This window comes from Streptomyces sp. NPDC059866, from assembly GCF_042731325.1.
Lineage (GTDB): Bacteria > Actinomycetota > Actinomycetes > Streptomycetales > Streptomycetaceae > Streptomyces > Streptomyces flavusporus.
The window spans coordinates 103,577-118,669 of record NZ_JBHWJT010000001.1; the positions used below are offsets into that span (position 1 = coordinate 103,577).

Below are 15,093 nucleotides of genomic sequence, written 5' to 3' on the forward strand. Positions count from 1 at the left end.
CCCCGAAGGGGCGCGAGGAACTGCGCGACCAGCCAAAACGAACCCGCACTGGCCGCGCAGCGTTCCTTACTTCACGCCCAGAATCTGTTCGATCGGGTCGATCGCGAAGTACACCAGGAACAGCGCCGAGGTCCCCCACAGCAGCCAGTGGACCTCCTTCGCCTTGCCCAGCACCGTCTTGATCAGGACGTAGGCGACGAAGCCCGCGCCGATGCCGTTGGTGATGGAGTACGTGAACGGCATCACCGCGATGGTGAGGAACGCCGGGATGGCGATCTCGTACCTGTCCCAGTCGATCTGCTTGACCTGGGTCATCATCAGGAACCCGACGGCGACCAGGGCCGGGGCGGCCGCCTGGAGCGGAACGATGGTGAGCAGCGGGGTGAAGAACAGGGCGAGGGCGAACAGGCCGCCGGTGACCAGGTTGGAGAAGCCGGTGCGCGAGCCCTCGCCGACGCCGGCCGCCGACTCGATGTAGGAGGTCGCCGAGGACGACGAGGCGGCGCCGCCCGCGACGGCCGCGGCGCCGTCGATCAGCAGGACGCGGCCGAGGTTCGGGACCTTGCCGTCCTTGTCCAGCAGCCCGGCCTCCGTGCTGATGCCGACGACCGTGCCCATGGTGTCGAAGAAGTCGGACAGGATCAGCGTGAAGACCAGCAGGACGACGGTGATGACGCCGACGCCGGGCTCGCCGAACGCGCCGAACAGGCTGAAGTCGCCGATCAGTCCGAAGTCGGGGGCGTCGACGACCTGGTCGGGCCACGCGGGCGTGGTCAGGCCCCAGGTCTTGATGTCGGCGATGGAGTCGATGACGATCGCGACGACGGTCATGGTGACGATGCTGATGAGGATGGCGCCCTTGACCTTGCGGGCGAGCAGTCCGATGGTCAGCAGCACGCCGAGGCAGAACACGAGAATCGGCCACCCGGTGAGCGTGCCGGAGCCGCCGAGCTGAACCGGCACCGTGGTGTTCGCGGCGTCCGGGATGCGGCTGACGAAGCCGGCGTCGACAAAGCCGATGAAGGCGATGAACAGGCCGATGCCGACGCTGATCGCCTGCTTGAGCGCCTGCGGGATGGCGTGCATGACGGCCTCGCGCAGCCCGGTGACGACAAGGACGCAGATCAGCAGGCCTTCCAGGACGATCAGGCCCATCGCGTCGTCCCAGCTCATCAGCGGGGCGATCTGGAAGGCGACGACCGCGTTGAGGCCGAGTCCGGCAGCCAGGGCGAGGGGCAGATTGCCGCCGATGCCCATGATGACGGTCATGACCGCGGCCACCAGGGCGGTGGCGGTGGTGAGTTGAACCGCGTCGAGCTGCTCTCCGTACTTGTCCCTGGCACTGCCCAGGATGATCGGGTTCAGGACAAGGATGTAGGCCATGGTGAAGAACGTGGCGAAGCCGCCACGTATCTCCCGGCCGAAGGTGGACCCCCGTTCGGAGATCCTGAAGAACCCGTCGATGCTGTTCGCCGCCGGTGGCGGGGCACTTGGCCGGTCGGTCACCTTCTGCGTTTCGGACATGGCGGACACTCCTTGGCGCCTGAATGATCTGTGTGCGGATGCTGGCTGGATTGTTCCCTCGTTGAACCTGTTCCAGGTTTTCTCCGTGTTACGGAATCGGGTTCGGTCCGCCATACGGCGTTCGAAGTCCCGTACGAGACATATGAGTATCGCTGGTACAGTTCCGGATCTCATCCCGGCGTACGGCAGTTCGATGCCGGGCCAACGCTTCGAGGAGAGACCGCCCGTGGGGACAGTCGTCGACGACGCCGCCTCCGTGGAGTTCCATGCCTTCTTCGAACGCCACTACGCCGAACTGGCCCGCCTGGCCCATCTGCTGACGGGTGAGGCGGACGCCGCCGACGATCTCGCGGCGGATGCGCTGCTGGCGCTGTGGCACCGCTGGGACCGGGTGCGCGCGGCCGACCATCCGGTGGCGTACGCGCGCGGAGTGGTCGCCAATCTCGCCCGCACCCGTGTCCGCAGCGCGGTGCGCGAGCGGCGCCGGATCGCCCTGTTCTGGTCCCAGCGCGAGGAGAAGACCGAGAACCCGGACATAGCGGGCTCGGTGGATGTACAGGCGGCGCTGCGCAGGCTGCCGTTCCGCAAACGGGCCTGTGTGGTGCTGCGGCACGCCTTCGATCTGTCGGAGAAGGACACCGCGCTCGCCCTGGGTGTGTCGGTGGGTACGGTGAAGAGCCAGACCTCGAAGGGAATGGCCGAGCTGCAACGATTGCTCGGCACACAACAAGCTCCGCAGAAGGTGCACGCTGCGATGGCGCGCACCGGTGAGGCCGGAGGAAGGGACCGATGACGATGCAGCGGGACGTGCACGGCGAGCTGCGCGCCCGGCTGCACGAGGCGGCCGAGGCGCACGAGCCCGACCGCGCGCGCATCCTGGCCCGGATCGAGCGCGGTATGACCGAGGAGGTCCGTGGCCGCAGCGGCCACCGGGCGACCCTCCCGCCGGCGTTCGGCTGGCTGCGGGTCGCGGGTGCGACGGCCGCGGTCGCGGGTGTGCTCGCGGTCGGCGGGTACGCGGTCGCGTCCGCGGTGAAGGAGGAGGCTCCTCCGCAGCGGAAGGTCGCCGTGTCGGCGACGCCCACGCCGTCGCCGGAGGCGACGAGCCGGCCGCCCGCGTTCCCGGTGGACCCGGACCCGGAGCCCAGCAGCCCGGTGGAGTCCCGGGAGGAGCCCAGCTCGCCCCCGGCGCAGTCGCCGTCCGCCTCGGCGTCCGCACCGGCACAGCTGCCCGCCGACGCCGGCGTCGAGGACGGTCCGCTGTGGTCGGACGGCTCGGTGGACCCGCACAGCAACGACTTCTGGGCGCAGAGCAACATCACCGTCAAGGCCAGCGAGCAACTGACCGAGCTGACCGTGCAGTTGAGGATCGCGCAGACCGGCGGGGTCTCCTCGACCGGCGCCTGGCGGTCACTGCCGGAGGACGACTTCACGCTGTCGGTCGGCGAGCAGGACGGCTTCCTGGTGTACACCTGGGTGCTCAAGGAGGGCCGTACGGTCCCGGAGGGCGAGTGGGTGTTCGCCGGGCAGTACGACCACGAGCGCGGCGGCCGGGACGCCAAGGACGACGGCTACGCGGCGACCGCGCGGGCGGGCACCGAAGAGCTGTCCGTGGCCGGCGACTTCGCCGCCCAGGACGACGACGACTCGTCCGAGGGCGACTCGTAAAAAATTTCTGGAGACACGGCAACCCGTTCCTCACCGGTGACGACCACAAGGCGCAAGAGTCACCACCCCACTTGAGGAATCGGTACATGACTGCACCAGCAGAACAGCGCGTGAGGCACCGCCGCCGGGTCACCAGGCGGCGGGCCGTGATCGGCTCCGTGGCCGCGCTCGGCATCACCGGAGCGGCGTTCGCCACCACGTCGCTGCTGTCCACCGCCGGCGCCGCGTCCAGCTGGCCGACCGCCAAGGGCAACAAGGCGGTGAGCAGCACCATCTCGGTGTCGGGCACGTACGACGGCGGCTACCAGCGTTTCTACGGCAGCGGCGGACTGGGCGGCAACGGCCAGGAGGAGGGCCAGGACCCGATCTTCCAGCTGAAGGACGGCGCGGTCCTGAAGAACGTCATCCTGGGCTCCCCCGCCGCCGACGGCATCCACTGCCAGGGCAGCTGCACGCTGCAGAACGTGTGGTGGGAGGACGTCGGCGAGGACGCCGCCACGTTCAAGGGCAAGTCGGCGTCGTCCGTCTACACCGTGCACGGCGGCGGCGCCAAGAGCGCCAGCGACAAGGTCTTCCAGTTCAACGGCGCGGGCAAGCTGGTCGTGACGAAGTTCCAGGTCTCGGACTTCGGCAAGCTGGTACGCACCTGCGGCAACTGCTCCACGCAGTACAAGAACCGCTCGATCATCATCAACGACGTCGATGTGACGGCGCCGGGCAAGTCGATCGTCGGCATCAACTCCAACTTCGGCGACACGGCCGCCCTGCGCAAGGTGCGCATCCACGGCGACAGCAGCAAGAAGATGAAGGTGTGCACCCGCTTCCAGGGCAACAACACCGGTGCGGAGCCCAAGGAGCTCGGCAGCGGCCCGGACGGCACGCACTGCCGCTACACGGCCTCCGACGTCACCTACAAGTGAGTCGCTGAGAGCTGCCGGCCCGAGCCCCCTCGGGCCGGCCTGTCGGACCGAGCCCCCTCGGGCCGGCCTGTCGGACCGAGCCCCCTCGTCCGGCACACGGAACGCCCCCGCCGGTGACGACCGGCGGGGGGCGTTCCCCTGTGTTTCCCCGGCTACTTCATCGTCGCGCCGATGCTCGTGGATCCGGTGGTCAGGAAGGTGGTGGACGGCAGCGACCCGTCCACCCGCCGGGAGGCGTACGCGGTGGTCGCGTCCGTGGTGGCGAACGCCGGTGTGGCGACACCCGCGTCCCAGTTGTTGGCCGCCGAGACGGTGGCACCGCCGAGCTTCGCCTTCGCGTCGCCGTTGCCGACGGCGAGGTTGCGTGCGAGACGCGCCTTGCCGGTGGCGAAACAGAAGCCGTCCTCGGTGTTGGCGTAGGCGGTGTTGCGGTACAGCACGATGGCGCCGGTGTTGGAGTTCTCGGTGAAGCCGTGCAGGGTGTTGTCCCAGGCGGCGTTGTTCTGCACCTGGTGGGCGACGGAGGCTCCGCCGCCGCCCAGCTTGAAGCCGTTGCCGTTGCCCTCGAACGCGGAGTCGGACCAGCGGTTCTTGCCGTTGCCGAACGCCCAGGAGTTCTTGATGGTGACCGGTGAGGAGAACTGCCACAGGTCGAGGCCGTCATCCGAATTGTTGTAGAGGCGGGCGCCGTCGAGGACGTTGCCGGTGCCGGAGCCGAACTTGACGGCGATGCCGTCGGCGTTCTGGCCGTGTCCGGCGGGGTCGTAGTTGCCGTGACTGTCCAGGTTCTGCACGAGGTTGTTCACGGTGCCGTCGCCGCGCAGGGTGAAGCCGGAGTCGCCGTTGTTCGCGGTGACGAGGTTGCGGAAGATGCCGCCGGTGGAGGAGGTGACGACGAAGCCCTGGGCCGGGGAGTTCTGGAAGGTGAGGTTCTCGACGGTCCAGTAGCTGCCGTAGATCCCGGCGAGCCAGGAGCCGTCGGGCAGCTTGGAGCCGTCGATCTTCACCTTCTCGCTGCCGTACGCCTTCAGCGTGATCCGGCTCGAACTCGTCCCGCTGGTCGTGGACTTGAGGCTCGCGGTGGGGGTGTAGGTGCCGCCGCGCACCTGGATGGTCGTACCGGCGACGGCGCTCTTGACGGCCGACTCCAGTTCGGGGGTGGTGGAGACGGTGACCGTCGTCGAGGCGGCCTGGGCACCGCCTTCGGACAGGCCGAGGTACACACCGCCCGCCCCCGCGGCGACGGCCACTGCCGCGGCGATCGAGAGGGTGCGCGTCCTGCGGTGGCGTCCGGTGCTCTGACGCACTGGGGCGTTCCTTTCGTTTGCATTTGGCCGCCTCCGGGGCGCTACAGCCGGTGTCGAGAGCCCGACCGTGCTCAGCCCTTCGGGCCTCCGCGCGCTCGACCTCTCGACACCGGCGCGCCCCTTCGGCGCGGGGATGGAGCGAAACGGGCCGGAGGGGCCGCCCCGGCCCGTTTCTGAGATCCGGTCGTCGCAGTGGCCGGAAAGGTTGCCGGGCCGCGCGAAAAGGACCGAAACTTTCGGTCCCCTCCGGCCCCGGCAGCACCGATTGACGCACCGTCCTCAGCAGATGACACTCCGAAGGCACGTCACCCAACAAAAATCCCCACACTCACACAGGATGTGCCATGCGCCGCCCCACCGTCCGCACGTTCCTCCCGCTTCCCTTCCTCGCCCTCCTCTTCACCCTGTTGACCGCCCCGCCAGGCAGCACGCAATCAGGAGCACCACCTGTGAAGGACACCCAGTACGCCGGTTATCTCTTCGCCTACTTCACCGGCGAGGGCACCGCCGACGGTGAGCAGATCCGCTACGCCCTCAGCCGCGGCAACGACCCGCTGCACTGGCGGGAGCTGAACGCGGGCAAGCCGGTCCTGACCTCCACCATCGGTGAGAAGGGCCTGCGCGACCCGTTCGTGATCCGCTCCCCCGAGGGCGACAAGTTCTACATGATCGCAACCGACCTGCGCATGTACCGCAACTCCAGCGGCAGTTGGGACCACGTGCAGCGGCACGGCAGCAAGTCCGTCATGGTGTGGGAGTCCACCGACCTGGTGCACTGGACCGACCAGCGCCTGGTGAAGGTGTCCCCCGACAACGCGGGCAACACCTGGGCGCCGGAGGCCTACTGGGACGACACGCTCGGCGAGTACGTCGTCTTCTGGGCGTCGAAGCTGTACGCCGACGACGACCCGGACCACACCGGCTCGACGTACAACAAGATGCTGTACGCGACGACGAAGGACTTCCGCACCTTCAGCGAGCCGAAGGTCTGGAACGACCCCGGCTACTCGGTGATCGACTCGACGGTGGTCGAACACAAGGGGACGTACCACCGCTACACCAAGGACGAACGGGACCCGAGCTCGTCCAGCCCCTGCTCGAAGTTCATCACCGCGGAGAAGTCGACGACGCTCACCTCGACGACGTACGACTTCGTCGCCGACTGCATCGGCAACGGCTCGATGGACCGCGGTGAGGGGCCGACGGTCTTCAAGTCCAACACCGAGGACAAGTGGTACCTGTTCATCGACGAGTACGGCGGCCGCGGTTACCTCCCCTTCGAGACGACCGACCTCGACTCGGGGCAGTGGACGCCCTCGCAGAACTACCAACTGCCGGCAAGTCCCCGGCACGGCACGGTGATTCCGGTGACGCAGGCGGAGTACGACCGGCTGCTGGCTGCGTATCCCGCGAGCCCCGCCTCGGTCGTGGACGCGACGGTGAAGGACCAGAAGGGGTACGGGATCGTCACCGAGAGCGCCTCGAAGGTCGTGCTCCCGATGCAGCCGGACGCCGACCTCACCCGCCTCGCCCCGAAGCTCTGGGTCGCCGAGGGCGCCACGGTCAGCCCGCGCTCCGGCACTCGGCGCGACTTCCGCAAGCCGCAGACGTACACGGTGACGGCCGCGGACGGAACCAAGCGCACCTGGACGGTCGAGGCCGTGCGGACCCGCAGCCCGATCCTGCCCGGTCTGTACGCCGACCCCGACATCCGCTACATGGACGGCCGCTACTGGATCTACCCGACCACGGACGGCTTCCCGGGCTGGAGCGGTACGCAGTTCAAGGCGTTCTCGTCGAAGGACCTGGTCCACTGGAAGGACCACGGCGTGATCCTGGACCTGGGGCCCGACATCTCCTGGGCGGACAAGAACGCGTGGGCGCCGGCGATCGCCGAGAAGAACGGCAAGTACTACTTCTACTTCTGCGCCGAGCAGCAGATCGGCGTCGCGGTCGCCGACTCACCCGCCGGTCCCTTCAAGGACGCGCTCGGCAAGCCGCTGGTCGCCAAGGGCGGTTCCTGGAGCGGCCAGATGATCGACCCGGCCGTCTTCACGGACGACGACGGGACCTCGTATCTCTACTGGGGCAACGGCCGCGGATACGTGGTGCCGCTGAACGACGACATGGTGTCGTTCGACCCGGCCCAGGTGAAGGACATCACCCCGGCGAACTTCCGTGAGGGTGCCTTCGTGGTGAAGCGCCAGGGCACCTACTACTTCATGTGGTCCGAGGACGACACCCGCAGCGAGAACTACCACGTCGCCTACGCCACCGGCCCCACTCCGCTCGGCCCGTGGACCAAACGGGGCACCATCCTCCAGAAGCGCCCCGAGTACGGCATCCTCGGCACCGGCCACCACTCGGTGGTGAACGTCCCCGGCACCGACGACTGGTACATCGTCTACCACCGCTTCGCCCTCAACGGCCCCGGCAGGCCGGGCGGGGACGGCACCCACCGGGAGACCACCGTCGACCGCCTTCGGTTCGCGGCCGACGGGACGATCGAGCCGGTGGTGCCGACCCTGGGATCGATCAGGCCCGTGCGGGACTGACCGCCGGACCGGGTTGCTGCCGAGGGCCTGGTTCCAGGACGGCGTCGAGCCAGCGCAGGACCTCGTCCTGCATACGGTCGACGAAGACGTGACCGAGATCCGGCCAGGTCCTCAGCAGCAACGCCTCCTCGGCACGGCAGGAGCGCCAGACGGCCCGCAGCCTGTCGTACGCCTCGCGGACACCGGCGGCGGGAAACAGCGGATCCAGTGCGCCGTTGAAGAAGAGCATCGGCCTGGGGGCGGCGATGCTCGCCACGTCGGGGATGTCGAGGTGCCGGGCGAGCCCGGGGTGGAGCATGTAGTACGCCGACTGCCCGCGCAGCGTGTTGTTGCCGGGCACCATCATCTCCTTCAGGACGGTCATCCAGCCCACGCAGGCCGCGGCCGCGATGTCGTCCGTGAGCGCGGCGGTCTGCCAGGCCCGGTAGGCGCCCATGGAGAAGCCGAACGCCGCGACGCGGTGCGGGTCGACGCGGTCCAGGCCCGCCAGGAATCCGGCGGCGCGGACGTCCTCGCGGGCCATGAGCCCGGCGAGGGAGGAGCCGAGGTGGTAGAGGTTGGCGGCCAGCGCCTGCTGCTGGCCGTAGGAGAGGGGGCCTCGGTCGCCCCAGCCGAGGGCGTCCACGGCGAACACGACATAGCCGCGCCGGGCGAGTTCGTCGCCGATGAACCGCCCGCTGAAGTGCCGGTCGGCCCAGGCCTGCGCGGCGGCCTCCCGGGTGTCGTCGTACCAGGGCCGGACGAGTTTCTCCTTGCCGATGTCGAACCTGGCGCCGTGGTCGTGCAGAAGCAGCACGGCGGGGAAGGGGCCGGCGCCGTGCGGGGTGAGCAGGGCGCCGCGGACGCGCTCGTAGCCGGTGAGGGAGAGGGTCACCAGCTCCCTGGTGAAGCCGTCGCCCGGGGAGCGGGGGCCGAATGCGGGGGCGTACGGGATCGCGTCCTGGCGTCCCACGACGAGCAGTTCCTCGACCTTGACCCGGGCGGTACGTCGCCACGCCGGGAAGGAGCGGACCGGCGAGCTGCCCCAGGCGAGCGGGAAGTCCAGCTCCGCCTTCAGGGCGGGGTGGAAGTCCGGCAGCGGCCCGTCGACGGAGTCAGGTGCGCTCATACGGCCTCCAGTCACCGAGATACGCGCGCCGGGTGTGTCCGGCCGCCGTCTCCGGCGTCAGCTGCGGCCGGTTCTCCGGCACCGAGATCACCGCCCCCGGACCCGAGTTGGCGTACTCCGCGAAACGCATCGACTGCCACGGATAGGTCTCGCGCATGTTCGCGTAGGGCGCGACCGCGTCGATGCCGGTCCCGAGCCAGGTGTCCCGCACGGTGAGCATCGGGTGGGCGGTGGTGTCGGAGCTGGGCACCCAGGGACGGGCCAGCTTGTAGAAGGCGTCCGGGGCCTCGCTGCTGACCCGGCTGCGCGTCACGAGGTAGCCGCGCGGGTTGGCACCCGCCGTGGAGGGCGCGAAGACGAAGCCGTACGGGGCGCCGGTCAGGTCGGTGCGGTTCAGCGTGCGGAAGTGGCAGTGCTCGTACACCGCCGTCGCCCGGCCGAAGACGAAGTCGACATCGCCCTCCACATAGCAGTGGGCGTAGTACTGGCGGGCGAACAGGCCGAGGTCGAACGAGTCGGCGTACAGGGTGTCCTGGTGGCCGAGGAACCGGCAGTGGTGGAAGGCGGAACGGTCGCCCTGCACCTTGATGGCGACGGCCTGGGTGCCGGAGACACCGGGGTGGTCGGCGCGCAGCCAGTCGTTGGCGAAGGTGATCCAGCGGGCGGTGAAGCCGTCGGTGCGGATCAGGGTGGTGGCCGAGCCGCTGGTGCCGTAGGTGCCGGAACCGTCGGGCTTCGGGGTGCCGGCCGCGTTGTCGTACACGATCACCACGTCCCGCGGATCCTCGCTCGCACCGATCCAGGTCATCTCCGTGGCGGCCTCGGTGCGCTGCCCGGTGGCCGGGGCGACGACCCCGGCGCTCACCGTCTCACGGTAGACGCCGGGCGCGATGACCAGGGTGAATCCGGCGGTGGTGGCGGCGTCGACGGCGGCCTGGACGGTGGTGAAGTCGCCGTGTCCGTGCGGATCGACGTAGACCGTCTTCGGTGTCAGCCGCCGGGCCGGTGACCCGTAGCGGCCGAACGGGCGCCGCTGTTCATGGGCGTGCGCGGACAGCGGCGCCAGGCCGAGGGCGGCGCCGGCACCGGCGCTCGCCATGAGGAATCCCCTTCTGGACAAGGGGAGTCGGAGGTGGGACGAGGGCATGCGGGTGCTCCTTCGCGGTGCGGATCGGTCGGTGGGTGAGCGCCGGGGCGGACTGCGATCGGCGCAGCCCGCCCCGGCCCGTACTGGGCGGACGTCAGCGCAGCCGGCCGGCGCCGGCGCGGTCGCCGACGATCCTGGGGACCCACCGCACCGGGTCGACCTTGGTGCGCAGGGTGGGCGTCCAGCCCGCGCCCGACTGGAGGGTCTCGCCCGGGATCTCCGCGTTGTGCACGGCGATGAGGTCGGTCGGCTTCCCGTTGACGTGGTTGCCGGCGGCGGTGACGGGCGCCTCGTTCCACTTCTTCAGGATCTTCGCCGGACTGACCCCGTCCGGCAGGGTGAACGCGTTGTGCTCGGCGACGAGTTGGGACTCCTTGCCGATGCCGAAGCTGTAGGAGTAGCCGGGGCCGGCGACGAAGTGGTTGTTGTACGAGTCGACCTGTCCGAACCGGACGCGCGGCGCGCGCTCGACCAGGTTCGCGAACAGGTTGTGGTGGAAGGTGACCTTCAGATGCCCCCGGTCGCCGACGGCGGTCGACTCGCTGTCGCTGTTGCCGATCAGGATCGTCTTGTCGTGGTCGGCGAAGACGTTCCACGAGGCGGTGACGTAGTCGGCGCCCCGGACGATGTCCAGCTCGCCGTCGTGCTGCTGGTACAGCATGCCGAAGTAGGTCGGCGCGGCGCTGTCGGGGTGGTCGCCGTCCGTGAAGGTGTTGTGGTCCAGCCAGACGTGCGTGGAACCGTAGACGACCGCGCTGTCGTACTCGGAGTTCCAGTTCCCGGTCGACCCGTCCGTGGGGTCCCACTGCGGGAAGCAGTCGACGGGGCTCTCGAGGGTGAGGTTGCGGACGATGACGTTGTCGACGCCCCTGATCTGGAGGCTGGCGCCCTTGAAGCCGGCGTTGCGCCCAATGCCGATGATGGTGGTGTTGGCGGGGACGAAGGCCTTGATGGCCGCGTCCTGCCGGGCTGCGGAGGCGCGGCGCAGCCCCTCGGGACTGTCGGCGGGCTCGGCACTCAGGTCGGTGTCCAGCCCCCACTTCTCCGGCGCGTACTTCTCCAGATAGGCGTCGAAGTCGTACCCGGGCGCGGCGAGGGCGTCGCACCCCTCGGCGACCGCGTCGATGGTGCCCTTCACCTTGATGATCTTCGGCGCGTCACCGCCATCGGCGAGCGCCCGTCTGAACTCGGCCCAGCTGGTGACGGTGTACACCTGCTCGGCGTCGGCGGCGGCACCTCCCGTGGTGCCGGTGCCGTACGCACCCCAGCCGTCGTGGGCGCCGAGCACCTGACGGGCGGTGTCCCGGTGCCCGTCCGCCCCGGCGGAGGCGGTCCCCGCGACGGACAGCACCAGGGCGGTGCAGCCCACGAGCGAAGTAATGACAAGTCCATGACATCCATATCTACGCATGGTGCGGCTCTCCTCGCGTTATGCGCCCGCGGCGTCGGCCGCCTCGGGCCAGGTGATCCAGGAGGTGGGAATGTCGTCCTCCAGCCGGACGACGTCCCGCGGCGCGAGCACCCTCGTACGCAGCAGCTCCCGCGCCACCAGCCGGGCCACGGCGATCGCGCCCGGCGGATTGAAGTGCGTGTTGTCCTGCTCGGTCGCGGTCCAGTTGAAGTACGCCTTGGTCCCCTCGACCCCGAGCTCCTGCCACAACCCCAGTGACAACGCCTGAACGTCGAGCAACGCCACCCCCTCCTCCTCGGCGAGCGCACGCATCGCCGCCGGGTAGTCGCCATGGCTCGGCACCGCGTTGCCGCCCACATCGAACCTCCGACGCTCGACGGGAGTGACCAGCACCGGCCGCGCACCACACGCACGGGCACCGTCGACGTACAGCCGCAGGTAGTCCTGGTACGTGGTCCAGGGCTCGGTGTAACGCGCGGGGTCGGTGACCTTCTCGTCGTTGTGCGCGAACTGGATCAGCAGGAAGTCGCCGGGCCGAATGGCGGCGAGGATGACATCGAGCCGCCCTTCATCGACGAAGCTCTTCGAACTGCGCCCGTTCACCGCGTGGTTCGAAACGGCCCGGCCCTTGTGCAGAAAGAAGGGAAGAGCCATTCCCCACCCGCTCTCGGGCGCGGCGTCGGCGTATTTCTGGGCGGCGGTTGAGTCGCCGGCGATGTAGAGAGTTCGGGTGCGGCGGGGGCCGGTTGCGTGCGCGGGCCCGGCAGCGGCCACCGAGACCGGCACAGCGGCAAGGGCAGCGGCGGCAACCTGTCTACGCGTGAGTGACACGACAGTTCCTTTCAAGAAAGGGGGGCCTGACGCCCTTGAGGGGCGCGGGGAACTGCGCGACCAGCCGTGGACGGCCCGCAGCCTGCACACCACAGACCGCCCACGGCGAAACCCAGCACCAAGAACTAACCGTTCTGCTGCTTCCACTCGGCCTGAGCCTCATTCAGCTGATCGGCCAGCGTGTCCAAGAACTCCTTGGCACTCATGTCCCCCAGCAGCACCTTCTGGAAGTTCGGCTCGTTGTCCGCCTTGGAAATCGTGTTCCAGTCCGGCAGGTAGTACGGCAACTGCACGATGGTCGTGGACCCGTCACTCAGCGCCTCCGCAGCCAACTTCGTCGGCTCCGCCTCGGAGATCCACGCGTCCTTCGCCGCATCGGTGTGCGCCGGCACCTGCCCCGCAGACTCGTTGAACTTCGAGTTCGCCTCGGGCGAGGTCGCGAACTCGATGAACTTCCACGCGGCTTCCTTGTTCTTGGAGCTCTTGAACACCCCGAGCCCGTCCACCGGGTTGGACACCTGCACCCGCTTGCCGCCGGGCCCGATCGGCTGCGGAATGCCCCGGAACTTGTCCGTGCCGAACGCCTTCACATGGTCCTGGTACGAGCCCAGGTTGTGGTTCAGCATGCCGATGGTGCCGGAGTCCCACTGCGCGACCATCTTGGTGAAGTCGTTGTTGAGGTCGGCGGCGGGGGTGACCTTCTTGTACAGCGCCGCGTACTTCTCCAGCGCCGCCACGTTCTTCGCGTCGTTGACCGTGGTCTTCTCGCCGCTCGCGTCCCAGAAGGACGTGATCCCGGACTGCCCGTACATGGCGTCCAGCGCCTGGGCGATCGACCCCGCCCCGCCCCGGATGGTGTACCCGAACTCGTTCTTGCCCGCGTCGGTGAGCTCCTCGGCGGCCTTGTAGAAGGCGTCCCAGGTGGTGGGGTCCTCCAGTCCCGCCTTCTTGAACAGGTCGGTGCGGTAGTACAGGACACCGTTGTTCGCGGAGGTCGGGATCGAGTACAGCGTGTCGTCGCCACCGCCGGCCGCCTTCAGCGACTCGACCATGTCCTCGTTGAGCTTGCCGTTCAGCGACGACTTGGTGAGCCGCTCGTCCAGCGGCTCCAGCGCGCCCTGCGCGGCGAACCCGGCGAGCATGGCCGCGCCGACGCCGCCGACGTCCGGCAGGCCGCCGCCCTGGATGGCGGTGTCGACCTTGGACTGGTACTCGGTGGAGGCGATCCCGACGTACTCGACCTTGATGTCCGGGTTCGCCTTCTCGAAGTCGGCGATGATCTCCTTCCAGATATCGGTGCGGACACCGCCGTTGTTGTCCCAGAAGACGATCTTTCCCTTGCCGTCGCCCTCGCCGCCCTTGTCGCCGGCCGCACCGCTGCCGTCGTCGCCGCAGGCGGTGACGGTCAGCGCGAGCACGGCGCCCAGGGCGACGGCGGCCGGCATACGACGCCTGCCGGTGCTGCTTCTGCGATTGCTGATCTTCATTGGTCGGCTCTCTTCTTCTGGATCCAACTTCAGATGTGAAGGTGTGTGGGGGTCAGTGGTGACCGGCGGGGCCGTGCGGCCCGGTGCCGATCTGCTTCTGCGGTCCTGCGAAGCGCTTGACCAGCGCCGGGACGGCTGAGGCCGGGTCCAGCCGGTAGTCGTAGAAGGCACGCGGGTCGAAGGCCGCGCCCCACTCGTCGTGCCGCCCGGTCGTGCCCTTGAGGATCGACCCGCGCTGCACCAGCTCGGCCGTGCCGTCGGCCTGGTAGGGGTGCTGGACGTTCTCGTAGTAGGAGTTCTCGATGACCATCCGGGTCCGGCCGCGCGACCAGTTCCCGTACGTCCACACGGGGTCGCCCGGATCCGCCTGCGCGGTCAGGTGGTTGTTGTAGAGGTGCGCGTAGGCGGCGTTGTCGACGGAGGGGTTGCGCTGCTTGGTGTTGGCGAACAGGTTGTGGTCGATCGTGATCTGCGTCCTGACGTCGGTCGTCCAACCGAGCCCGAACGTCTTGTTGTTGTTCTCGAACCGGTTGTAGGAGACGGTCACGTACTCGCTGTTCTTGCGGACGTCGAGCTGCCCGTCGCAGATGTTCGAGAAGCGGTTGTGGTCGACCCACACATGGTGGACGGTGTCCATCTGGATGCCGTCGAAGTCGGTGTCCTTGCAGTCCCAGTTGCCCTCGATCGCCGAGTCGCGGATCGTCAGGTTGCGGATGATCACGTTGTGGGTGCCGGGGCTGAGATGGAACTCGCCCTGCACCAGCTCACCGCTCGTCCCGACGCCGACGATCGTCTTGTCCGAGGCGACCTCGATGCTCGCGCCGAACGGCTGCGCGGTGATCGTGCCCTGGACGCGGATGACGTACGGCTCGGGCGCCGCCGCGTACCGCGCCAGCGAGGCCTGGTCGGTGACGGTGACGACCCTGCCGCCCGCACCGCCGGTCGTGCCGCCGGCCAGGGAGGCAAAGCCGTGGGGGCGGTCGGTGAAGCGGTCGGCCGTGACCGGAGCGGTCGGGGCGGCGTCCGCCTCGACCGCGCCCAGTCCCAGCGCGGCGACCAGACCCATGACGGCGGCCAGGGCTCTGCCGGCTCCTGGCAAGCGCTTGCTCCGGAAGTGCGTCATTGCGGCTCCCCA

The 15,093-nt window shown here is 68.9% G+C and carries 12 protein-coding genes; 4 read left to right on the top strand and 8 right to left on the bottom strand.

The annotated features are described in order from the left end of the window. Positions 1-66: 66 nt before the first annotated feature. Positions 67-1,524: an NCS2 family permease gene (locus ACFV7R_RS00515; protein ID WP_385258161.1), complete on the bottom strand. Its 1,458-nt coding sequence runs from the start codon at positions 1,522-1,524 to the stop codon at positions 67-69. 226 nt (positions 1,525-1,750) lie between these two features. On the opposite strand from ACFV7R_RS00515, the gene ACFV7R_RS00520 reads away from it, so the two are divergent. From ACFV7R_RS00520 to ACFV7R_RS00530, 3 genes are all read left to right on the top strand, one after another. Next, positions 1,751-2,317 carry a SigE family RNA polymerase sigma factor gene (locus ACFV7R_RS00520; protein WP_385258162.1) on the top strand — a complete coding sequence of 189 codons (567 nt, stop codon included), beginning with the start codon at positions 1,751-1,753 and terminating at the stop codon, positions 2,315-2,317. Beyond that, a complete protein-coding gene (locus ACFV7R_RS00525; protein WP_385258165.1) occupies positions 2,314-3,192 on the top strand; it encodes a hypothetical protein in 879 nt (292 codons plus the stop codon). Before ACFV7R_RS00520 ends, ACFV7R_RS00525 begins: the two co-directional genes overlap by 4 nt. 86 nt (positions 3,193-3,278) lie before the next feature. Then, complete coding sequence (locus ACFV7R_RS00530; protein ID WP_385258166.1) at positions 3,279-4,112, top strand: pectate lyase; 834 nt, start codon at positions 3,279-3,281, stop codon at positions 4,110-4,112. Between the two features lie 152 nt (positions 4,113-4,264). Here ACFV7R_RS00530 and ACFV7R_RS00535 read toward each other — a convergent pair whose 3' ends face one another. After that, complete coding sequence (locus ACFV7R_RS00535) at positions 4,265-5,419, bottom strand: right-handed parallel beta-helix repeat-containing protein (protein WP_385258168.1); 1,155 nt, start codon at positions 5,417-5,419, stop codon at positions 4,265-4,267. Between the two features lie 344 nt (positions 5,420-5,763). Between ACFV7R_RS00535 and ACFV7R_RS00540 the strand changes: the two genes are divergently transcribed. After that, a complete protein-coding gene (locus tag ACFV7R_RS00540) occupies positions 5,764-7,974 on the top strand; it encodes a family 43 glycosylhydrolase (RefSeq protein WP_385258169.1) in 2,211 nt (736 codons plus the stop codon). Here the strand turns inward: ACFV7R_RS00540 and ACFV7R_RS00545 are convergent. The 6 genes from ACFV7R_RS00545 to ACFV7R_RS00570 all read right to left on the bottom strand — a co-directional run bounded on the left by ACFV7R_RS00545 (position 7,955) and on the right by ACFV7R_RS00570 (position 15,081). After that, positions 7,955-9,082 carry a dienelactone hydrolase family protein gene (locus ACFV7R_RS00545; protein WP_385258171.1) on the bottom strand — a complete coding sequence of 376 codons (1,128 nt, stop codon included), beginning with the start codon at positions 9,080-9,082 and terminating at the stop codon, positions 7,955-7,957. The two genes, ACFV7R_RS00540 and ACFV7R_RS00545, sit on opposite strands and share 20 nt — an antisense overlap. Further along, the gene (locus ACFV7R_RS00550) at positions 9,069-10,229 is read right to left on the bottom strand and encodes a pectinesterase family protein (RefSeq protein WP_385258173.1); all 1,161 of its coding nucleotides are present in this window, start codon (positions 10,227-10,229) and stop codon (positions 9,069-9,071) included. Before ACFV7R_RS00550 ends, ACFV7R_RS00545 begins: the two co-directional genes overlap by 14 nt. Positions 10,230-10,323: 94 nt before the next feature. Next, entirely contained in the window at positions 10,324-11,640 is a 1,317-nt protein-coding gene (locus ACFV7R_RS00555; protein ID WP_385258175.1) for a polysaccharide lyase family 1 protein, read from the bottom strand. Positions 11,641-11,658: 18 nt separating this feature from the next. Then, a complete protein-coding gene (locus tag ACFV7R_RS00560) occupies positions 11,659-12,471 on the bottom strand; it encodes a rhamnogalacturonan acetylesterase (RefSeq protein ID WP_385258177.1) in 813 nt (270 codons plus the stop codon). Positions 12,472-12,596: 125 nt separating this feature from the next. Then, on the bottom strand, positions 12,597-13,958 hold the full coding sequence (locus ACFV7R_RS00565; protein ID WP_385258178.1) for an ABC transporter substrate-binding protein: 1,362 nt from the start codon (positions 13,956-13,958) through the stop codon (positions 12,597-12,599). A gap of 52 nt (positions 13,959-14,010) precedes the next feature. Further along, on the bottom strand, positions 14,011-15,081 hold the full coding sequence (locus ACFV7R_RS00570) for a polysaccharide lyase family 1 protein (protein WP_385258180.1): 1,071 nt from the start codon (positions 15,079-15,081) through the stop codon (positions 14,011-14,013). Between the last annotated feature and the right edge of the window lie 12 nt (positions 15,082-15,093).

What these genes read in the sequence shown, in the direction of transcription:
- ACFV7R_RS00525 (WP_385258165.1), top strand. Translation starts at nt 2,314, where the DNA reads ATGACGATGCAGCGGGACGTGCACGGCGAGCTGCGCGCCCGGCTGCAC.
- ACFV7R_RS00550 (WP_385258173.1), bottom strand. Translation starts at nt 10,229, where the DNA reads ATGCCCTCGTCCCACCTCCGACTCCCCTTGTCCAGAAGGGGATTCCTC.
- ACFV7R_RS00540 (WP_385258169.1), top strand. Translation starts at nt 5,764, where the DNA reads ATGCGCCGCCCCACCGTCCGCACGTTCCTCCCGCTTCCCTTCCTCGCC.
- ACFV7R_RS00555 (WP_385258175.1), bottom strand. Translation starts at nt 11,640, where the DNA reads ATGCGTAGATATGGATGTCATGGACTTGTCATTACTTCGCTCGTGGGC.
- ACFV7R_RS00545 (WP_385258171.1), bottom strand. Translation starts at nt 9,082, where the DNA reads ATGAGCGCACCTGACTCCGTCGACGGGCCGCTGCCGGACTTCCACCCC.
- ACFV7R_RS00565 (WP_385258178.1), bottom strand. Translation starts at nt 13,958, where the DNA reads ATGAAGATCAGCAATCGCAGAAGCAGCACCGGCAGGCGTCGTATGCCG.
- ACFV7R_RS00515 (WP_385258161.1), bottom strand. Translation starts at nt 1,524, where the DNA reads ATGTCCGAAACGCAGAAGGTGACCGACCGGCCAAGTGCCCCGCCACCG.
- ACFV7R_RS00570 (WP_385258180.1), bottom strand. Translation starts at nt 15,081, where the DNA reads ATGACGCACTTCCGGAGCAAGCGCTTGCCAGGAGCCGGCAGAGCCCTG.
- ACFV7R_RS00530 (WP_385258166.1), top strand. Translation starts at nt 3,279, where the DNA reads ATGACTGCACCAGCAGAACAGCGCGTGAGGCACCGCCGCCGGGTCACC.